Origin of the sequence: Lentzea sp. NPDC051838, assembly GCF_040681245.1 — a bacterium.
Lineage (GTDB): Bacteria > Actinomycetota > Actinomycetes > Mycobacteriales > Pseudonocardiaceae > Lentzea.
This window is the reverse complement of sequence record NZ_JBFAYI010000008.1, coordinates 160178-179306: the sequence shown is the minus strand read 5'-3', so window position 1 is coordinate 179306 and position 19129 is coordinate 160178. Positions and strand designations below refer to the sequence as shown.

Sequence of the window (19129 nt, the reverse complement as noted above, 5' to 3'; positions counted from 1 at the left end):
TGAACAGCCTAAGGCCCGCGCCTGACAGATCACTGACTAACAGGCGCCCTGGTCACGCCAGACGCCCCACTCACCGGTGGTGCCGGGCTCCTCGCCCTTCGTCCACCACTGGGCCTTCCACTTGCGACCCTTGTGCGAGACCTCGTTGCCGCCGTTGTAGACCTGTTCGCGATCCCACGCGGGCAGCGAGCAGGCGGGCGGGTTCGACGTCGTCGTGGTGGTCGTCGTGGTGGACGTGGTGGTCGGCGGGGTGCCGCCACCGATCCTCGGGTAGTCGGCCGTGATCGCGTACGACTGGCCGCCGAAGGTGAACACGAAGTTCGACGGCGTCGAGATCGGCAGCTGGTAGCTGACCGTCATCTCCACCGACGCGCCCGGTGCGAGCGACTGCCACGACGGCAGCGTGAGCTCCGCCTTCTGGAAGTCGCCCTTCAGGCCGCCGACGTTCGACCCGCTGTGGCCCTTGGTCACGACCTTGAGCCCGAACCCGGACTGGTCGGCCATGCTGCCGGGCGCGCTGGTGCCGTAGTCGAACGAGATCTTCGTGCCGCCGGGGATCGTCACCGTCGACCGGTTGGTGAACTTGATCTTCGGCGTGATCGGGTAGTTGTTGTCACCCAGCGCGAAGCCGTAGACGTCCACGTCGACGGCCAAGGACTGGGTCTGCTGGGAAGACGCCTTCAGGTTGCCGTAACCGGCGGCACCGTTCAGGCCGGTGTTGATCGTCGACAGCAGGGTGTCGCCGATGAAGTACTCCTTCTTGACGGAGTCGTACTTGTAGTCGCCGGCGAGCTCCCAGATCATGACGCCGCCGTAACCCTTGTCGCGCACGTACTTCGCCTTCTCCGCGATCGACTGCTCGGTCTCGGTGGAGAGGAACACCTTCTTGTCGTTGTTCCACAGCCACGGCGACTTCAGCGTCGAGTCGTAGTACGGCGTGTAGGTGCCGGTGAGCCGGTCGGTCGGGTCGTTGACCGGGTCGAGGCCGTACTGCGAGGAGTACGAACCGGTGACCTTGGCTTCGAGGTTCTTGGTGTGCCACAACGGGTTCACCCCGGACGGAACCTCGGCGCCGCCGGCGGTGACGTCGTGCCAGATGTTGTCGATGCCGGTCGCGCCGTTGCCGCACGGCGTGGTCGAGCCGACCGAGGAACCGGTGCCGGGCGGGCACTTCGACTGGTCAGGCAAGGCGGCCTTGCCCCACAACCCGTTCGTGCCACCGGTGACGCCCTGCCAGCCGCGCGAGTAGAACGGCACGCCCAGGTTGATGCGTCCGGCCTGCATGGCGCCGCGGTAGTAGTGCGCCGCCCAGTCGGTGTTGAGGTAGCCCATGCCCTCGTACTGCGGTGCCGTGTACACACCGCCCGCCGCGAGCTCGCCGTCCTTGCCGTCGTCGTAGAGCGACGCGTTCGGGCCGACGAAGTGGTTCCACGAGCCGTGCAGGTCGTAGCTCATGACGTTGAGGTAGTCGAGGTACTTCACGACCTGGTACGACTCCTGGCCGCGCAGCAGCCAGCCGGACGCGGGCACAGCAGCCGTGAGCATGTAGTGCTTGCCGTCGGCGGCACCGGCCCGGTCGAGCTTCTCCCGCAGCGTCTTCATGATCGCCTGGTAGCCGGTCCACAGCGTGCCGCGGTTGGCGTTGGAGATCCAGAAGTCGTCGGGGTTGCCCGCGTGGTTGTTCGACGTCGCGTACTCGTAGTCGATGTCAGCGCCGTTGAAGCCGTACTGGCGCAGGAAGGTGACGACGCTGTCCGCGAACGTGTCGATCGCGGCCTGGTTCTGGCCGAGCTTGTAGAAGCCGCCCGACGCGTTGCGCGTGCCGTCGGCGTTGAAGAAGCCACCGGTCTCCGCCCAGCCGCCGATGGAGATCAGCGTCTTGACGTTCGGGTACTGCTTCTTGAACTTCGTCAGCTGGTTGAAGTGGCCCTTGTAGGGCACCGCCGGGTCCATCTCCGCACCCGCGACGCCCGGCCACTCCATGCCGATCGACGAGTTGTTCGCGTCGTTGGCGCCGACCGACACCTTGTTCTGCGCGTCGATGTGCGCGAACGCGTAGTTGAGGTGCGTGACCTTGGTCCAGGGGATGTCCTTGGCGAGGTAGCCGGGCTGACCGTTCTTGCCGGTGCGCCAACTGGTGAAGTACCCGATCACGCGCCGGGACTTGTCCCCCATCTTCTCGCGCCCGGCGGTGTCGTAGACCGTGCAGTACGGCACGTCGACGCCCGACGTCTTGTAGAGCCCGTCCGGCCGGCAGTCCTCGTGGGCTGCGGCTGCGACGGGCGAGTTGGTCACAGCTATCACTGTCCCGGCTAGCAGGGCTAGCACCGGGACCACTCTGGCGAGCAGTCGCAAGGGAAAGGACCTCCTGGCTAGGGCGGCGGCCACTGGCAGGAACGGTAAAATGGTCCAGACCTTTGCGTCAATACTCGATCACTGACATTGGCTGTCAGTGATGCCGTTTTAGCGTCCCCGGCATGAGTGAGAACGATTTCGACTTCTTCCACGGCCGGTGGCACGTGGCCAACCGCAAGATCGCCGACATCCCCGGCCGCGGCACCGAGTGGGTCGAGTTCGAGGCGACGTCCGAGGCCAGGCCGATCCTCGGCGGCATGGGGAACATCGACAACCTCGTCGTCGACGGCTGGGAGGGCATGACGCTGCGGCAGTACGACCCCTCCGACGACGTCTGGCGCATCTGGTGGGCGTCGAGCCGCGCTCCTGGCCACCTCGACCCGCCGCTCGAGGGCCGGTTCACCGACGGGCACGGCGTGTTCTTCGGCGACGACGTGGTCGGCGGACACGAGGTCAAGGTGCGGTTCGACTGGACGGCGGGCGACGAACCCGTGTGGCAGCAGCAGTTCTCCTACGACGACGGCGAGACGTGGGAGACCAACTGGGTCATGAGGTTCACGCGCGCCGCCTGACCTGCGCGTTCAAAGTTCCTGCAAGGGTGCGCGCGCATGCTGGAAGTACCACCGAACTGGGGAGGTGTCATGGTGGGAAAGAAGACCGCGGGCGTACTCGTGCTCGCAGCAGCGGCACTCGTGCTCGGAATGGGCACGGCGGCGGCCGCAGGGGATGACAGTGGTCAGGGCACGCGGGTGACCGGAACGGACGGCACTCGGGTGACCGGGACCGACGGCACTCGGGTGACCGGGACCGACGGGACGCGAGTGACCGGAACCGACGGCACGCGAGTGACCGGCGAGGACGGGACGCGAGTCACCGGCGAGGACGGCACGCGCGTGACCTCGAAGGACTCGGGAACGCTGACCGGCAAGGACCAGTAACCCGAAAGGGCCGGGACGTCGCACGACGTCCCGGCCCGTTTCGTGCGTCAGTGGTGGTGCTGGTGAACGACCGCGTGCCCCTTGCCGCGCCCGATCATCCAGCGGTTGACCGGCACCGTCACCACGAAGGCGATGGCCAGCGACACCGCCAGCGACGCCCAGAACAGCCAGCTCGCGAGGCCCGCCTCCATCGCGCCGGGCACCAGCAGGATCACCGCGTTGTCGACGATCTCCATCACCGCGATCGAGACGGTGTCGGCGGCGAACGCGACGCCGAGAGCCGCCTTGAACGCGAGGCCCGAGCGCAGCACCGGCCGCATCGTCAGCGCGTAGCCGAACACGAACGCGAGCACGACGGCCAGCACGATCGTGGCGACGTTGCCCCAGCCCAGCGCCGTGCCGATCACCATGCCGAGCACCTCGCCGATCGCGCAGCCGGTGAGGCAGTGCAGCGTCGCGGAGATCGCCTGCCTGGTCAGGCTCGCGGGAGCGTGGTCCATCTCGTCCTCCTCCTTCAGCGTCGCGGCAAACCATACCCCTAGGGGGTATCAGTATCAACCCATACCCCGGTAGGGTGTGCCGCATGACGAGGCGCCGGCTCACCCAGTGGGTGTTGCTGTGCGCGCTCGTGTTCGCCGTCGTCGGAATGCACCATGTCGCAGCAGCGGAGGTTCCGCACGCCGAGCACATGGTCAGCCACCAGCAGGAACCCCAGCCGCACGAGCACGACCTGCTGCACATGTGCCTCGCGGTCCTCGTCGCGGTGGCCGTCGCGCTGACGGCGTGGTTCCTGGTCAGGACGGCACTCCCCCGGCTCGCGGCGCTGCCGTCCGACGCGCCCCTGAGCACCCCGCAACGTCCGCCACCGGGCGGAAGACCACTCCTCACGACTCTCTGCGTGCTGCGGAACTGAGTTCTCTCAGTCCACTCAGCACTGTCCACACACGCCAGAGAGAAGAAAACCCTTGAAGAAGTCCCTCATCGGGGCTGTCGTCGGCATGCTCATCTTGAGCGCCTGCGGCAGCACCGAGAACACTGCCGCGGAGAAGCCGGCCGCCGAGAAGTCCGCTGCGGACGTCACGTTCGCGCAGGACATGGTCCCCCACCACGAGCAGGCGCTGGAGATGGCGAAGCTCGTGCCGTCCCGCAGCTCCAACGACCAGGTCCGCGGCCTCGCCCAGCGCATCGAGAAGGCCCAGGACCCGGAGATCACCCGGATGAACGGGTGGCTCAAGGAGTGGGGCGCCGAGCAGAAGTCGCACGAGGGCCACGACATGGCCGGGATGATGAACGACGAGGACATGGCGAAGCTCGAGAAGGCCACCGGCGCCGACTTCGACAAGCAGTGGCTCGACCTGATGATCAAGCACCACGAGGGTGCGGTCGAGATGGCGAAGACCGAGCTCGCCGACGGCAAGGACGCCGAAGCCAAGAAGCTCGCCCAGGCCATCATCGACGGTCAGCAGCAGGAGATCACCGAGATGAAGGATCTCCTGAAGACGCTGTGACAGCAGGGCGGGCTCGCTAGCCGATCTGGGTCAGCGCGAGCCCGCCCGCCATCAGCAGCAGGCACGCCAGCGTGTGCACGACCGGGTTGCGGACCAGCAGCGCCACGAACTCCCGCAGGAACGCGCTCGGCACGAAGTACCACGCCGTCGGCGCGCCGATCACCTGCAGCCGCAACCCCTGCTTGCGCGACAGCACCGCGGTGCGGAACACGTGGTAGTTGTTCGTGACCGCGACGACCCTGCCGGTGTGCCCGCGTTCGGCCAGCAAAGCCTTGCTGTAGCGAAGGTTCTCCTCGGTCGTGGTGGCCTGGTCCTCCAGCACCACCTCGGCCTCGGGCACGCCGCGTTCGAGCAGGTACTGGCGCATCGCGAACGCCTCGGAAACCTCTTCGTCCGCACCCTGCCCGCCGGACACCACGATGACCGGCGACCGCCCGGCCTCGCGGTCGCGGTGGTACAGCCGCAGCGCGCGGTCGAGCCGGGACGCCAGCAGCGGCGGCACGCGGGAGCCGATCAGGCCCGCGCCGAGCACCACGATGCCGTCGAACCCGCTGCGGCGCCCGGTGCGACCGTAGATCACCGAGTACAGCAGCAGGCTCACGAACAGGAACGCGATGTACGCGGACACCAGGAACAACCCGATCGCGCTGCCGCGGATCCAGTCGTTGGGCTGGCCGATGCCCCAGCCGAAGTAGATCATCTCGCCGATCAGGGCGAGACCGGCGAGCAACGACAGCAGGTTGCCCAGCGACCTTCCCTCGCGGCGGACCATGACCAGCCCGTTCGCCAGCAACGCCAAGGGCAGCAGCAACAGGCCGACCACGGCGAGCATGAAGGCGAACAGCAGCGGCAGGCTCAGCACCGGGTTGTCCCGGCCGGCCTCCGCCAGCAGGAGCAGCAGCATCAGCAGCGTGATGCCGAGCCAGATCGCGTTGCTCAGCCTGCGCCGGTCGCGCACCATCCCGAACAGGAAGATCGACGCGGGGACGATGAACAGCAGGCCGGCGAGCACCGGCCCAGGGTAATACCGAAGATCAGTCCGTGCTCTCGGGCTCCGGGGCAACGGGCTTCGGCCGCGGCCTCAACCGCACCGCGCCCGTCGTGAGGTCGAGCGGACCGGTCTCCTCGAAGTCCTCACCGGTGCCGGAGTCCGTCGCCTCGCTGCGGAGCTTGCGTCCCGGGAACAACTCACCCAACTGTCCCATGTCCTCGACCCTACCCCTTTCAGAACAGGGCGATGAGCAGCACGATCACGGCGATCGCGACCAGGATCGGGATCAGCACCCCGGTCTGCGGCCTGCGGTAGTGGCTGCGGACCGTGGTGGTGCGGAACCAGCTGTACGGGGCGCTGCGGCGGTGCCGTCGAACCCAGGGCATCCTCGACACTCCTTCTAGTCGGTGGGCTCCCTGGGTACCCAGATCCGCAGCCGGTCACGCACACCTGCCAGACCGCTCTCCACCAACGACGGATCGCCGATGTCGTTGCCGTACAACACTTCGTCCCACGGACCGAGCTGGTGCCAGATCGACGCCCGTTCCCGCAGGTCGGCCGTGACCCCGTACGTCGAGGCCAGCGCGTCCGCGAACTCGGGCGGTGTCGAGTGCAGCGCCCAGGCCAGGTCCAGCGCCGGGTCACCGAGGTGGAGGTCGCCGAAGTCGATCACGCCGGTCAGCACGCCGTCGCGGCCCAGGACGTGCTCGGGCCCCAGGTCGCCGTGGACGAGCGTGTGCGTGGGCAGGCCGGCCAGCGCGTCCAGCAGCGGCTCGCCTTCGGGTGCGTGCGGCAGAACCTCGGCGCGGAACCGCTCGACCGGCAGCCGCGTCGGGCGGACACCTCGCCGGGCGGCCTCGTCGGCCGGAACCGCGTGCAGGGCCAGCAGGAACTCGGCCAGCTGCTTGCCCTGGGCCGCGTTCGGGCTCGGCTGCACCTCGCCGTCGACGAGCTCGTGCCGGACGATCACCGGATCTTCGGAGACCAGGACGGGAACCGGCACGGGGAGGGGCAGCAACGGAGCCAGCCACGGCATCACCACGGTCTCGCGCACCAGCTGCGGGCCGATGTGCGGGCGGCGCGGGCGGCGTTCCACCCATCGTCCGCCGACCAGCTCGGCCCTGCTGTCCCAGCCTTCGCCCAGATACGTCACGGACTCAGTCTGGCCAACGAGGCCTGGTCGCCTGAAACGACTTTCGCCCGGACCCGTCACGTCGCCAGCGCCGCCAGCAACTCCCGGGCGTCCGCGGCCACCTTCTCCTGACCGCGCGACTCCGCCTCCTCCAGCGCCTCCCGTGCCGTGTCAGCAGACCCCGTGATGCGCGCACGAACCAGCAACGCGCGCGAGTGGTCCATCATGCTGTCGGTCTCCACGATCACGCCGAGTGTCTCGTCGATCAGCTCCACCGAGCGAGTGGCGCCAGCGAGCAGGATCGACGCGGTGATCACGCCCGGCCCGTACCCGATCTTGCGGCCGAGCTCGACGGCCTCCCCCGCGTGCTGTGCGGCCCGGTCCGGTTCCAGCACCGCCATCGCGACCAGGCAGTCGATCCGTGCCTTGGGGTGCTCGGCCTCGCGCGCGACCTCGAAGCACTGCTCCGCCGCCCGCAGCCCCTCGGTGACCGAGCCTCGTTCGGCGTGGATGCGGGCGAGGCTCGCGAGGGCGTTGGCCAGCGCCCGTTGCTGGTCCTGGCTGGTGTGCAGGGCGACCGACTCGAGGCTGGAGGTCAGCGCGCGGTCCAGGTCGCCCAGCTCGAAGTAGGCGACGGACAGGTTGTCGAGCGCGATGGCGACCTGGTTGTGCAGTCCGCTGCGCTCGCTGAGGTCCTTGCACTCCTGGATGTACTCGGCCGCCTTGCGCAGGTCGCCGCGCGTGCCGCAGGAGATGCCGAGGTTCATCAGGGTGGCGCCGATACCGCGCTCGTCACCGATCTCGCGCCGGATCTCCAGTGCGGCGACCAGCTGCTCGTCGGCCAGCCGGGTGTTGCCCATCTCGGTGTGCACCAGGCCCATGGCGTTGCGGATCGACGCCGTCGCGAACGGTGACCGCGCGTACTCCAGGGCCTCGGCGTAGCTGTCGAGGGAGTCGCGGTACTCGCCCCGCGTCCACGCGGACATGCCCAGGCCGAACAACGTGGCAGCCTGTCCCACGGGGTCACCGGCCGCGCGTGCTGTGCGCAGGCCGGCGCGGAACACCAGCGCCTTCTCGATCTCGAACCGGCCGATGTGCAGGTAGATGCGCAACGCGTCGGCGAGCTGCTGGGCGTACGGCGACGGTGCTGCCAACACCGCCGCCACCAGGTTGGCGTGCTCCTCCTCCAGCCACGCGCCCGCCTCGTCGCGGTCGGCGAAGGTGAGGCTCGGGCCGTCGAGGTCGGGCTCCGTCATGAGGCTCGTCTCCGGGACGATCCCGCGTACGGCGTTGTGCGCGGTCCGCAGGTACCACGCGTACATGGCGAGCAGTCCGGCCTTGTCGTCGTCGTCCGCCGCGTCTGCTGCGAACAGCCTGATGAGGTCGTGCAGCTGATAGCGAACGCCGATGTGGTCGACGAGCCCCGCCCGCACGAGCTCGTCGAGCTGGGCCTCGGGATCGGTGCCCGCGAGCGCGGTGGCGGCGTCCAGGCCGAGGTCCGCGCCCGGCGGCAGCCCGAGGAGCCGGAACACGCGCCGGGCCTCGGTCGACAGCGCCCGGTAGGACAGTTCGAAGGTCGCCCGCACGGCCGCGTCGCCGTCGATCTCCAGCACGTCCAGCCGGTCGCCGCGCAGGTCGGCGAGGTAGTCCTCGATGTGCCCGTGCGCCACGTTCGCGCCCGCGATCCGCAACGCGAGCGGCAGGTGCGCGCACAACCGCACCAGCTCCGTGCGCTCCTCGGGCGTGCCTTCCACCCTCATGCTGGTCAGCAGGTCGTGCGCGTCGTCGTCGCCCAGCACGTCGAGCCGGAGCTGACCGGCCAGGTCGTGGCGGCTCGTGACGATCGCGAGGCAGCCGGGTTCGGTCGGCAGCAGCGGCTCGATCAGGTCCTCGGCGGCGTTGTCGAGCACGACCAGCACCTTCTTGCCGGCGAGCTTCGACCGGTACAGCTCGGCCTGCGCGTCCAGATGCACCGGGATCGCCGCCTGCGGCACGCCGAGCGCCCTCAGAAAGCCACCGAGCGCTTGCTCCGCCGTCACCGGAGGCCCCGACGCGAACGCGCGCAGGTTCACGTAGAGCTGCCCGTCGAAGTACCGCTCCCGCAGGCGGTGGGCGAGCCTGACCGCGAGTGCCGTCTTGCCGACGCCGGGCGGCCCGGTGATCGCGATCAGGCCGTCCTGCCGTTCGAGACGCGCCAGCTCGTGCTCGCGGCCCACGAAGTCCGGCAGGTCGGCGGGGAGCTGGCACGGTCCGGGCGTGCGCACCTTCAGCCGGTAGCCGGACACGTCGGTGACGATCTCGTCCGGGATGGACCGGCGCAGCCGCTTCACCAGCGTGCGCAAGGCGGGCAACGGTCCCGAGGGCGGGTTCTCACCCCAGACCTCGCGAACCAGGTCGGCGAAGAGCACGGGCTCGTTCGGGTGCGCGGCGAGTGCCCGGTGCAGCGCGCGGAGTCGTCCCTCAGGTGTTCCGGCCACCGGCCGATCCTAGGCACGCCGTGCAGAATTCGCGGATGGCCGCCACCGTCTCCACGAAGCTGCTGTCGCTGCTCGGCACCTTCGACGCCCGCCACCGGCGACAGACCCTCAGCGCCATCGCGCGCCGCAGCGGCCTCCCGATCAGCACCACGCACCGGCTGCTGGCCGAGCTCGCGGCGTGGGGCGCGGTGCGCAGGCTGGAGTCCGGTGAGTACGTCATCGGGCGCCGGATCTGGCGGCTCGGGCTGCTCGCGGCGGGCGAGGTCGACCTCAGCCGGGTCGCGGAGCCGTTCCTGCACGACATCCACGCCGCTACGCGCGCGGTGGTGCACCTGGCCGTGCGCGAAGGGAACGAGGTCCTCTACCTCGACCGGGTGTCGGGCCACGCGTCGGTGCCGATCGTCAGCTCGACGGGCAGCAGGCTGCCGTTGCACTCGACCGGCGTGGGCAAGGTGCTGCTCGCGCACGCGCCCGCCGAGGTGCAGGAAGACGTGCTGCAGCACCACCTGACGCGGCTCACGGCGTACACGGTGACCGAGCCGGGGCGGATGAGGGCGCAGCTGCACCGGATTCGGCGGGACGGGTACGCGCAGACGTTCGAGGAGATGACGCTCGGGGCGTGCAGCGTCGCCGTGCCGGTCGAGGTGGACGGACACGTCGTGGCGGCGCTCGGGATCGTGGTGCCGGATCTGCGGAACGTGCGCGGGCGGCTGGTGGCGGCGTTGCAGGTGGCGGCGCGGGGCATCGGGCGGACGCTGGAACCGGGTTTCCATCCACCGGAAATAGAACCTGGTGCGGAACGCGCGTGAGCGATTGAATCTTCAACCGTGGCAAGCGAGAAGCGTGAGCTGTTCATCGGCGGCGAAAGCGTTCCCACACAGGACGGCCGCACCACTGAGGACCTCAACCCGTTCACGGGCGAGGTGTACGCCGTGGTCGCGTCCGCCGGTCCGGCGGACGTGACGCGCGCGGTCGACGCGGCGCAGGAAGCGTTCCCGGAGTGGGCGGCGACCGCCCCGTCCGCGAGGCGCGCGATCCTGCTGCGCGCGGCGGACGAACTCGAGAAACGCACTCCGGAAGCCATCGCGCTGATGGCGCAGGAGGTCGGCGGCGTCGCCGGCTGGGCAGGGTTCAACGTCATGCTGGCCGCCAAGATGCTGCGCGAGGCCGCCGCGGCCGCCACCGCGCCCATCGGCGAGGTGCTGACCACGGACACGCCAGGACAACTCTCTTTGGCGGTCAGGGAACCGCTCGGCGTGGTCGCGGCGATCTCGCCGTGGAACGCGCCGATCATCCTCAGCGCACGGGCTGTCGCGGCACCGCTCGCCGCGGGCAACACCGTGGTGCTCAAGCCCAGCGAGGACGCGCCGATCGCGGCCGGCCACTTCATCGCCGACGTGCTGCACGAGGCCGGGTTGCCGGCAGGCGTGCTCAACGTCGTGACGAACGCGCCTGCCGACGCCGCCGAGGTGGCGGAGGCGCTGATCGCCGACCCGCGCGTGCGGGCGGTCAACTTCACCGGGTCCACCGAGGTCGGCCGGATCATCGGAACCCTTGCCGCGCAACACCTCAAGCCCGCCGTGCTGGAGCTCGGTGGCAAGAACGCGCTGCTGGTCCTGGACGACGCCGACCTCGACCACGCGGTGCAGGCGGCGACGTTCAGCGCCTTCTTCAACGCCGGTCAGATCTGCATGTCGGCCGACCGGATCCTGGTGCACGCCTCCGTGGCCGAGGAGTTCACGGCGAAGCTCGCGGCCAAGGTCTCCTCGCTTCCCCACGGCGACCCTGCCGACCCCGGCACGGTGATCGGCCCGGTGATCACCCCGCGCGCCGCCTCCCGAGTCGCCGCACTGGTCACCGAGGCCGTCGATGCGGGCGCACGCCTCCGGGCGGGAGGTGACGGCGCCGCGACCGTGCTGGACAACGTCACCCCGGACATGCGCATCTTCCAGGAGGAGATCTTCGGTCCCGCCGTCGTCGTGACCACGGTCGCGGACGACGACGAGGCCATCGCCATCGCCAACGACACCCAGCACGGCCTCACCGCCGGCATCCTCACCGAGGACTCGCGGCGCGGCCTCGCCCTGGCCCGCCGGATCCGCACGGGCATCGTGCACGTCGGCAACCAGACCGTGGACGACGAACCCCAGGCGCCGTTCGGTGGCGTCAAGGCCAGCGGGTACGGCAGGTTCGGTGGCCGTTGGGGCATCGAGGCCTTCTCGGCCACCCGCTGGGTCACCCTCGCCGGGGAGCACGGCCACTTCCCGATCTGAGATCAGGCAGTCAACCCGGACTCGTGCGCGACGATCGCCGCCTGCACCCGGTTCTCCGCGCCGAGCCGGGTCAGGATGGCGCTCACGTGCCCCTTCACCGTGCCCTCGACGAGGTCAAGCCGCCGCGCGATCTGCGCGTTCGACAGGCCTTCGCCGAGCAACGCCAGCACGTCCCGTTCCCGCGCGGTCAGCGACTCGACGCGGGACCGGGCCTCGCTGACCCGTCCGCCGCGGAACCTCGTGATCATTCGCGCCGCCACCTTGGGCGCCAAGTAAGCACCACCAGAAGCCAGCGCGTGCACACCCGCGATCAGCTCGCGCGGATCGCCTGACTTCAAGAGAAAGCCCCGCGCGCCACCGTCCAGCGCCTGTTCGAGGTAGCCGTCGTCGTTGAACGTCGTCAGCATCGCCACGCCGAAACCGAGGCGCGCCAACTCCCGTGCCGCTTCGAGGCCGTCGAGCCGGGGCATCCGGACGTCCAGCAGCACCACGTCGGGCCGGTGCTTCAACGCCAGGTCGATCGCCTCGCGGCCGTCGCCCGCCTCCGCCACGACTTCCAGCAAGGGATCGGAGCCGAGGATGGCGCGCACGCCCGCGCGCACCATCGCCTCGTCGTCCGCCAGCAGTACCCGAATCACGCTTCCCCCGAGTGCGGCCCAGAATGCGGCAGAGTAGCGACCAGCTCGAACTTCCCGCCCTCACGGCTGGTCCGGAGCGTACCGCCCGCGAGCCGCACCCGTTCCCGCAACGCGATCAAGCCCAACCGGCTGCCCGCACCACGCCGCAACCCGAGGTCGTTGGACGCCTCCACCACCGTGGTCGCGTCGGCCGTCGACACCCGGAGCACCACCTCGGACTTCGGCGCGTGCTTGACCGCGTTCGTCAACGCCTCCTGCACCACCCGGAACACGGTCCGCTCCACAGCGGACGGGACACGTCCGTCCACAGTGAACGAAACCTGCAAACCTGACGCCACCGCGCGGTCCACCAGTTCCCGCAGGTCCACCACAGCGGGCGGATCACCGTCGCGCAGCAGGAACACCAGGTCCGCCAACCGTTCCGTGGCGTCGGAAGCAGCCATCCGCAACGAAGCCGCGGCGGCCTGGTGCTCGGCGGGCAGGTTCATCTCCAAAGCACCGGCCTGCAACGCGATCAGGCTCAGCTCGTGCCCCAGCGTGTCGTGGACCTCGTGGGCGATCCGCGTGCGTTCGCGCAGGTGAGCGGCTTCCACGCCCGCCGCGGCCAGTGCGGCCTGCTGGTGGGCGAGTCGGCCGAGGAACCACGGCAACGCCACCGCCAGCGACACGACGATGAGCTGGACCAGCCCGATCAGTCCCGCGGCGGCGAACATGATCGCGGGCCAGCCCGGTGCCATCCTGCGACCGAGCAGAAAGGACGCCACGAACACCACCGCGCACACCAGGACCGTCCACGGCGGCACGGTCTCGCGCATGAAGAACGACACCGTGAAAGCGGCGGCGACGCACGCCGCCAGCGCCAGGATCCTCATCGCACCCACCTCACGACCGCCACACTCGCGTTCATCACACCAGAAACGGCCAACCACACCACAAGCGGCAGCGAATAGTGCATCAGCTGGAAGAACGTGATGTCCCGCCCGCCGAACAACAGGCCGATCAACCAAGGCATCGTCACGAGCACACCGAGCGGCACGAACCTGAGCACCTGCCACGCCTTGTGGAGCTTGCGCGGCCGTCGCAACGCACGGATGCCGAGCACAAGTGACGACAGCGCCAGCGCGGCGAGCACCAGATCGACGATCAGGCGGTACGGCCCAGGCTCTTCCGGTGTCCTGCCGTCCAGGACGTCCGCGATTCCGTCTTCCAGTGCGGACGTGCCCTCGTTGCCGAGCGTGAGCCCGCTGTTGGACATCACCGCGATCCCGTGGCCGGACGACGTCAGCAGCTGTCCCGCGGTGGCGGTGAACCAGATCCCGCTGTGCCGCAGCTGTCCCTTCGAGTCCGCCCGCCAGCCCATGCCGTCGCGCGGCGCGAGCTTCGGCTGGGCCGCCAGCCACTTCGCCATGTCCGCGCCGGTGGTGATCACACCATCCGAACCGGCGACGAACCGATCAGGCTCAGTCAAAGGAACCGAGAACCCGTACGCGTAACCGTATCCACGCCGGTAGTCGGACGGCAGATCGCGCGGCGTCACGTCGATCGCAACGGTCTCCCTCATGCCCAACGGTTCGAAGATGTGCGACCGCAGATAGGAGTTGAAGTTCTCCCCGGACGCCAGCTCGACCAGCCGCGCGGCCAGGTGGTAGTTCGTGTTGGTGTACCGGAACTGCCCGTCGGGCACCGCCGACCGCAGCACGTCCTGAGCCCGCGAAACCGCTTCCGCAGGAGACGAGGGCTGCGGCAGGCTCTTCTCCGGCAACGTTCGGTCGCTGATCCCGGACGTGTGCGCCAACAACTGCCGTGGTGTGACACGGGAGTCGAACACCGGCCGGTCCAGATCGATCTTGCCCGCGTCGGCGAGCTGCCGGACCGCCAGTGCCGTGAACGACTTGCTGACCGACGCGATCGGCATCTTCGTGTGCTCGGTCATCGGCGCTCCGGACGAGTCGTGCCCGTAGCCCTGGACAGCGATCACCTGGTCCCCCTTGGTGATCGCGACGACGACGCCCGGATACGAGGCCTCGCCCGTGAAGGTCGACACGAACAGCGCCAACGCTGCTCCCCAGATGTTCATGTCCCACAACGTAAGGATCACGAACGCGGGAAACCCGACCCGAAAGACAGAGCGGACCCCCGACGAAAGTCAGGGGTCCGCTCTCAGCCACAACCTAGTGCCCGGAGGCCATCTCGGCGGCCAGCCGGTCGTCACCGCTCTGCTCCTTGAGCGGCTTCTCCTTGATGAACAGCACCGCGAGCAGCGCCAGCACCGCGAACGGCGTGCCCACCAGGAAGATCTCCGCGGTCGCCGTCGCGTAGATGTCGGCGATCACGGCCTTGATCTCGGGCGGCAGCACCGAGAGGTCCGGCACCTGCGCCTCACCGGAACCGGAACCACCCATCGCGCCGAACTTCTCCGCCGCCAGCGACGACACCTTGCTCGCCAGCACCGCGCCCAGCGCCGACACACCGATCGCACCGCCCAGCGAGCGGAAGAACGTCAGCGTCGACGTGGTCGCACCGAGATCGCGAGCGGGCACGTCGTTCTGCGCCGCCAGCACCAGGTTCTGCATCAGCAGACCCACGCCGACGCCGAGCACGAACATGTCCACCGACACCATGAAGATCGTGGTGTGAGCGGTGATCGTGGACAGCAGCAGCATGCCGCCGACCATGACCACGCCGCCGGAGACCAGGTAGGCCTTCCACTTGCCGTACTTGGTGATCAGCTGACCGGCGACGGTCGACGAGATCAGCAGGCCGAGGATCAGCGGCAGACCGAGCAGACCGGCCTGCGTCGGCGTCTTGCCGAGCGACAGCTGGAAGTACTGCGACAGGAACACCGTGCCACCGAACATCGCGACACCCACCAGGGCGCTCGCGATGACCGTCAGCGCGACCGTGCGGTTGCGGAAGATCGACAGCGGCACGATCGGGTCGTGCGCGGTGGCCTCGACGCGCACGGCCGCCACGAGCAGCAGCACGCCCAGCGAAACCAGGCCCGCGGTCCAGCCCGACGCCCACTCGAACTTCTGCCCGGCCAGCGACGACCAGATCAGCAGCGTCGAGACACCGGACACGATCAGGAACGCGCCCAGGTAGTCGATCTTCGTCTCTTCCTTGCGCACCACCGGCAGGTGCAGGGTGCGCTGCAGCAGCCAGATCGCGGCCAGCGCGAACGGCACGCCGACGAAGAAGCACCAGCGCCAGCCCAGCCACGAGGTGTCGACGAGCACGCCACCGATCAGCGGCCCGGCCACGGTGCCGACGCCGAACACGGCGCCGAACAGGCCCGAGTACCGGCCGAGCTCGCGCGGCGGGATCATCGCGGCCATCACGATCGTCGCGAGTGCCGTGACACCACCGGCGCCCAGGCCCTGCACCACGCGGCTGACGATCAGCATCTCGATGTTCTGCGAGAAGCCCGCGATCAGCGAGCCGGCCACGTACAGGCTCAGCGACGCCTGGATCAGCAGCTTGCGGCTGTAGAGGTCGGCGAGCTTGCCCCACAACGGCACGGTCGCGGTCATCGCGAGCAGCTCGGTCGTGACGATCCACGCGAAGATCGACTGCGAGCCCTTGAGCTCGGCGACGATCCGCGGCAGCGCGTTGGACACCACGGTGCCCGCGAGGATCGCGACGAACATGCCGAGCATCAGGCCCGACATCGCCTGCGTGACTTCACGTTTGCTGTGGATCGGTGTCGCTTCGGCTTCGGTGGTCATGACGTTCCCCCTTTGTCGTCGTGCGGCGGTACGTGAGCCAGCCCGGTGCCGAACAGGTCGAGTGCCTCGCCGACCAGGTCACCCAACGCCACGCCGTCGTCGAGAGCCCAGCGAGTTACCGCACAGCGGAACGCGGCACTGCCGGCACCGACCACCAGGCGCGGGTAGAGGTCGGACTCGGACAGCCCTGCGCGCTGTGCCACCGCGTTCGCGAGCAGCTGCTCGGCTTCGGCGTTGTTGGCGAACGCGCGCATGAGCAGGTCCGGCCGCTGCATCAGGACTTCCTTTCGCAGCAACCACAACTCGCGTCCGTGGTTCAGCTCGTCGGTGATCTCGGCGAGCACCGAGGACCGGTACGCGTCGAACGGCGACACCCCGTCCCCCGCGGCGAGGATGCGCTCGGCCATGCGCGGACCCGCCTCGGGGTCCGCGCCGATCAGCGCCTCGTCCTTGCTCGCGAAGTAGTTGAAGAACGTCCGCACCGAGACGTCGGCCTCGGCGGCGATCTCCTCAACCGTGACGTGGTCGTAGCCCCTCTCGGCGGCGAGACGCACCGTCGCCCGCTCCAGCGCCGCACGCGTGTGGCGCTTCTTGCGGTCGCGCAGGCTCTCCCCCGACTGGTTCACACGGAGAGAGTACAGGATTGTTTTGCAGTCACTGCAAGTTTGCAGTGTGTGAAGTACACAACGCTCGGAGTAGCTATGACCAGGGCGTCTTCGGCTTGGCCTGGAGCTCGCCGTCCACGTAGAGATCCACGCGCTCGCTGTAGAAGCACGCGAGCCCAGCCACCTTCTGACTCTCGGGCAGCGGCGACCGATAGATCCACACCAGGTCCTCGTGGACCTTCCCGCCCACCTCGACGGACCAGTACGTGGCCGTCCCCTTGTACGGGCAGTGCGTCTGGGAGTCCGACGGCCTGAGCAGATCGGACCGCACGTCGCTCAACGGCAGGTAGTAGCGCGGAGGAAGCCCGGTCTCGAACAGAATCCGGGGCTGCGAGGAGGCCGCCAGCGTCACGCCGTCGACCGCGATCCGCACGTGCCGCGAGCTGCCGAGCACGTCCACGCGCGTGTACGGATCACGCGGGTGCACGTAGATGGGCTCGTCCTCTTCCAGCCACTCGTCCATCGCCGCGAAGTCGAACCGCACGAGGTCGCGCAGCTCCTCGATCGGCGAGTCCGGGTAGACCAGTGCCGCGCCCTCGGCCGTGCCGCCGGCCGTGACGACGTCGTGGACCACTCCCTCACCCCTGCTCGGCGAGTGCTTGGTCTCCCCCGTCGGCTTCAGCTCGGCTCGCACGGAGGAGAGCGGCAGATAGTAGGCCGGGTAGTAGGGAATCTCCCAGACCAGGTGCGGCGAGGTCGTGTCCGCGACCAGCTCGCCACCGAAGTACGCACGGACCCGCTTCGCCGAGTGCTCGACGCGCACCCGGCCACGCTGCTCGTTGCCCATGTCCCTTACCAACACGGGACAACGCGCGAGGCTTCCCGGCTAGGCGGTGCGCACGTGCCGGTGTGCGTCGTTCGGGAACGCGGGAGGCGAGGCGGGCACCAGCTCGTGCAGCACGAAGCCGCACTTCTCCGCCACCCGGCAGGACGCCTCGTTGCCGACCGCGTGCAGCAGACTCAGCTGCGCGAGCTTCTGGGTTTCCAACGCCCAGGTCGACACCGTCTCCACTGCTTGAGCGGCGATTCCCCGTCCCCTGGCGTGCGCGGCCGTCCAATAGCCAACCTCTGCCGAGCCTGCCTTCACCACCACGTGGCCCAGCGGAGGAAGATCGGCTTCGACGACGGCGAAGCTGAACCGGGTCGCGTCCGCCCAGCCCGCCTCCTGGACGTCGAGCCACTGCCGGGCCTCCGCCTCACCGGCCAGCGAGGTCGCGAGCCAGCGACGCAGCTGCGGGTCGCGGTGCGCCTCGACCAGCGCGGGCAGATCGTCGAGCCCCCACGGCCGCAACCGCAACGGCGACTCCGGCACGGACAGGACGACCACTCAGGCGTTCCCGTCGAACAGGCTGGTCACCGAGCCGTCCTCGAAGACCTCCTGGATCGCCCGCGCGAGCAACGGCGCGATGCTCAGCACCGTCAGCCCCTGGAACCGCTTCTCGTGCGGGATCGGCAACGTGTCCGTGAGGATCACCTCGCGCGCCTTGCTGGCGATCAACCGGTCGTACGCGTCACCGGACAGCACCCCGTGCGTGGCCACGAGCACGACGTCCTTCGCGCCCTGCTCCAGCAGCTGCCGCGCGGCGCCGGTGCTCGTCATCGCCGTGTCGATCATGTCGTCGACCACGATGCACGTGCGACCCTCGACGTCACCGACCACGCGGTTGGCCATGACCTCGTTGGGACGCAACGGATCACGCGTCTTGTGGATGAACGCGATCGGGCACCCGCCGAGCAGGTCGGCCCACTTCTCGGCGAGCCTGGTCCGGCCGGCGTCCGGCGAGACGATCGTCAGCTCCTCGCCCGCGTAGCGCGACCGGACGTGGTCGGACAGCAGCCACATCGCGTGCAGGTGGTCGACCGGGCCGTCGAAGAAGCCCTGGGCCTGCGCGGTGTGCAGGTCGACCGTCACGATCCTGTCGGCGCCCGCCGTCTTGAACATGTTCGCGACCAGTCGGGCCGAAATCGGTTCACGTCCGGCGTACTTGCGGTCCTGGCGCGCGTACGGGTACGACGGCACGACCGCGGTGATGCGCTTGGCCGAGGCGCGCTTGAGAGCGTCGACCATCAGCAGCTGCTCCATCAGCCAGTCGTTGATAGGCGCGCTGTGGCTCTGCATGACGAACGCGTCCGCGCCGCGCACCGACTCCTCGAACCGCACGAACGTCTCGCCGTTCGCGAAGTCGTAGGCGGCCTGCGGGGTGATGGCCACGCCGAGGTGCTTGGCGACCGCCTCGGCGAGCTCGGGGTGCGCCCTGCCGCTGAGCAGGATGAGCTGGCGCTTGGCGATGCCCGCCTTGCCACTGACCACGTCACGCTCCACGTTCGTCCGGTGATGAACCCGATCGTTCAGCATCACGGCGAGATCACGCAAACGACACGTCCGGCCGATGAGATTCCACGTTGCTGAGCAAATTGGCGTACCTC

The 19129-nt window shown here is 69.1% G+C and carries 21 protein-coding genes; 6 read left to right on the top strand and 15 right to left on the bottom strand.

What is annotated here, in order from left to right; all coding sequences use genetic code 11:
• Window positions 1-36 precede the first annotated feature (36 nt).
• The gene (locus AB0M24_RS20710) at window positions 37-2349 is read right to left on the bottom strand and encodes a glycosyl hydrolase family 18 protein (RefSeq protein ID WP_363770254.1); all 2313 of its coding nucleotides are present in this window, start codon (window positions 2347-2349) and stop codon (window positions 37-39) included.
• Between the two features lie 128 nt (window positions 2350-2477).
• On the opposite strand from AB0M24_RS20710, the gene AB0M24_RS20705 reads away from it, so the two are divergent.
• Window positions 2478-2927 (top strand): hypothetical protein, encoded by a 450-nt coding sequence (locus AB0M24_RS20705; RefSeq protein WP_363769838.1) that lies wholly within the window; start codon window positions 2478-2480, stop codon window positions 2925-2927.
• Window positions 2928-2996: 69 nt separating this feature from the next.
• Entirely contained in the window at window positions 2997-3293 is a 297-nt protein-coding gene (locus tag AB0M24_RS20700; RefSeq protein WP_363769835.1) for a hypothetical protein, read from the top strand.
• A gap of 47 nt (window positions 3294-3340) precedes the next feature.
• Here the strand turns inward: AB0M24_RS20700 and AB0M24_RS20695 are convergent, their stop codons facing one another.
• Window positions 3341-3793: a DUF4396 domain-containing protein gene (locus tag AB0M24_RS20695; protein ID WP_363769832.1), complete on the bottom strand. Its 453-nt coding sequence runs from the start codon at window positions 3791-3793 to the stop codon at window positions 3341-3343.
• Between the two features lie 83 nt (window positions 3794-3876).
• Between AB0M24_RS20695 and AB0M24_RS20690 the strand changes: the two genes are divergently transcribed.
• Both AB0M24_RS20690 and AB0M24_RS20685 read left to right on the top strand, forming a co-directional pair.
• Window positions 3877-4206, top strand: coding sequence for a hypothetical protein (locus AB0M24_RS20690; RefSeq protein ID WP_363769829.1), 330 nt, complete (start codon window positions 3877-3879; stop codon window positions 4204-4206).
• Window positions 4207-4258: 52 nt separating this feature from the next.
• Entirely contained in the window at window positions 4259-4801 is a 543-nt protein-coding gene (locus tag AB0M24_RS20685) for a DUF305 domain-containing protein (protein ID WP_363769826.1), read from the top strand.
• Between the two features lie 16 nt (window positions 4802-4817).
• Here AB0M24_RS20685 and AB0M24_RS20680 read toward each other — a convergent pair whose 3' ends face one another.
• The 5 genes from AB0M24_RS20680 to AB0M24_RS20660 are packed head-to-tail and all read right to left on the bottom strand — an operon-like array spanning window position 4818 to window position 9401.
• Window positions 4818-5813, bottom strand: coding sequence for a YdcF family protein (locus AB0M24_RS20680; protein ID WP_363769823.1), 996 nt, complete (start codon window positions 5811-5813; stop codon window positions 4818-4820).
• Between the two features lie 22 nt (window positions 5814-5835).
• Window positions 5836-6006 carry a hypothetical protein gene (locus AB0M24_RS20675; protein ID WP_363769820.1) on the bottom strand — a complete coding sequence of 57 codons (171 nt, stop codon included), beginning with the start codon at window positions 6004-6006 and terminating at the stop codon, window positions 5836-5838.
• A gap of 19 nt (window positions 6007-6025) precedes the next feature.
• Complete coding sequence (locus tag AB0M24_RS20670; protein ID WP_363769817.1) at window positions 6026-6178, bottom strand: hypothetical protein; 153 nt, start codon at window positions 6176-6178, stop codon at window positions 6026-6028.
• A 14-nt stretch (window positions 6179-6192) separates the two neighbouring features.
• The gene (locus AB0M24_RS20665) at window positions 6193-6945 is read right to left on the bottom strand and encodes a phosphotransferase (RefSeq protein WP_363769814.1); all 753 of its coding nucleotides are present in this window, start codon (window positions 6943-6945) and stop codon (window positions 6193-6195) included.
• A 56-nt stretch (window positions 6946-7001) separates the two neighbouring features.
• Complete coding sequence (locus tag AB0M24_RS20660; protein ID WP_363769811.1) at window positions 7002-9401, bottom strand: tetratricopeptide repeat protein; 2400 nt, start codon at window positions 9399-9401, stop codon at window positions 7002-7004.
• Window positions 9402-9436: 35 nt separating this feature from the next.
• Between AB0M24_RS20660 and AB0M24_RS20655 the strand changes: the two genes are divergently transcribed.
• Together AB0M24_RS20655 and AB0M24_RS20650 are read left to right on the top strand one after the other, a co-directional pair.
• A complete protein-coding gene (locus AB0M24_RS20655; protein ID WP_363769808.1) occupies window positions 9437-10210 on the top strand; it encodes an IclR family transcriptional regulator in 774 nt (257 codons plus the stop codon).
• Window positions 10211-10228: 18 nt separating this feature from the next.
• Window positions 10229-11674, top strand: coding sequence for an aldehyde dehydrogenase family protein (locus AB0M24_RS20650; RefSeq protein ID WP_363769805.1), 1446 nt, complete (start codon window positions 10229-10231; stop codon window positions 11672-11674).
• Window positions 11675-11676: 2 nt separating this feature from the next.
• Here AB0M24_RS20650 and AB0M24_RS20645 read toward each other — a convergent pair whose 3' ends face one another.
• From AB0M24_RS20645 to AB0M24_RS20610, 8 genes are all read right to left on the bottom strand, one after another.
• Window positions 11677-12312, bottom strand: a complete 636-nt coding sequence (locus AB0M24_RS20645; RefSeq protein ID WP_363769802.1) for a response regulator transcription factor — start codon at window positions 12310-12312, stop codon at window positions 11677-11679.
• Window positions 12309-13184, bottom strand: a complete 876-nt coding sequence (locus AB0M24_RS20640; RefSeq protein WP_363769799.1) for a histidine kinase — start codon at window positions 13182-13184, stop codon at window positions 12309-12311. The genes AB0M24_RS20645 and AB0M24_RS20640 overlap by 4 nt, the downstream gene beginning before the upstream one ends.
• Window positions 13181-14389, bottom strand: a complete 1209-nt coding sequence (locus AB0M24_RS20635) for a serine hydrolase domain-containing protein (protein WP_363769796.1) — start codon at window positions 14387-14389, stop codon at window positions 13181-13183. Before AB0M24_RS20635 ends, AB0M24_RS20640 begins: the two co-directional genes overlap by 4 nt.
• 94 nt (window positions 14390-14483) lie before the next feature.
• Entirely contained in the window at window positions 14484-16037 is a 1554-nt protein-coding gene (locus AB0M24_RS20630) for an MDR family MFS transporter (protein WP_363769793.1), read from the bottom strand.
• A complete protein-coding gene (locus AB0M24_RS20625) occupies window positions 16034-16663 on the bottom strand; it encodes a TetR family transcriptional regulator (protein WP_363769790.1) in 630 nt (209 codons plus the stop codon). The genes AB0M24_RS20630 and AB0M24_RS20625 overlap by 4 nt, the downstream gene beginning before the upstream one ends.
• A 73-nt stretch (window positions 16664-16736) precedes the next feature.
• Window positions 16737-17489, bottom strand: coding sequence for a DUF427 domain-containing protein (locus tag AB0M24_RS20620; protein ID WP_363769787.1), 753 nt, complete (start codon window positions 17487-17489; stop codon window positions 16737-16739).
• Between the two features lie 39 nt (window positions 17490-17528).
• On the bottom strand, window positions 17529-18029 hold the full coding sequence (locus AB0M24_RS20615; RefSeq protein ID WP_363769784.1) for a GNAT family N-acetyltransferase: 501 nt from the start codon (window positions 18027-18029) through the stop codon (window positions 17529-17531).
• The gene (locus tag AB0M24_RS20610; RefSeq protein ID WP_363769781.1) at window positions 18030-19013 is read right to left on the bottom strand and encodes a ribose-phosphate diphosphokinase; all 984 of its coding nucleotides are present in this window, start codon (window positions 19011-19013) and stop codon (window positions 18030-18032) included.
• Between the last annotated feature and the right edge of the window lie 116 nt (window positions 19014-19129).

Excerpts from the sequence above, each read along its gene's own strand:
- AB0M24_RS20705 (WP_363769838.1), top strand. The coding sequence starts at position 2,478 with ATGAGTGAGAACGATTTCGACTTCTTCCACGGCCGGTGGCACGTGGCC.
- AB0M24_RS20700 (WP_363769835.1), top strand. The coding sequence starts at position 2,997 with ATGGTGGGAAAGAAGACCGCGGGCGTACTCGTGCTCGCAGCAGCGGCA.
- AB0M24_RS20695 (WP_363769832.1), bottom strand. The coding sequence starts at position 3,793 with ATGGACCACGCTCCCGCGAGCCTGACCAGGCAGGCGATCTCCGCGACG.
- AB0M24_RS20690 (WP_363769829.1), top strand. The coding sequence starts at position 3,877 with ATGACGAGGCGCCGGCTCACCCAGTGGGTGTTGCTGTGCGCGCTCGTG.
- AB0M24_RS20675 (WP_363769820.1), bottom strand. The coding sequence starts at position 6,006 with ATGGGACAGTTGGGTGAGTTGTTCCCGGGACGCAAGCTCCGCAGCGAG.
- AB0M24_RS20670 (WP_363769817.1), bottom strand. The coding sequence starts at position 6,178 with ATGCCCTGGGTTCGACGGCACCGCCGCAGCGCCCCGTACAGCTGGTTC.
- AB0M24_RS20655 (WP_363769808.1), top strand. The coding sequence starts at position 9,437 with ATGGCCGCCACCGTCTCCACGAAGCTGCTGTCGCTGCTCGGCACCTTC.
- AB0M24_RS20640 (WP_363769799.1), bottom strand. The coding sequence starts at position 13,184 with ATGAGGATCCTGGCGCTGGCGGCGTGCGTCGCCGCCGCTTTCACGGTG.
- AB0M24_RS20635 (WP_363769796.1), bottom strand. The coding sequence starts at position 14,389 with ATGAACATCTGGGGAGCAGCGTTGGCGCTGTTCGTGTCGACCTTCACG.
- AB0M24_RS20630 (WP_363769793.1), bottom strand. The coding sequence starts at position 16,037 with ATGACCACCGAAGCCGAAGCGACACCGATCCACAGCAAACGTGAAGTC.
- AB0M24_RS20620 (WP_363769787.1), bottom strand. The coding sequence starts at position 17,489 with ATGGGCAACGAGCAGCGTGGCCGGGTGCGCGTCGAGCACTCGGCGAAG.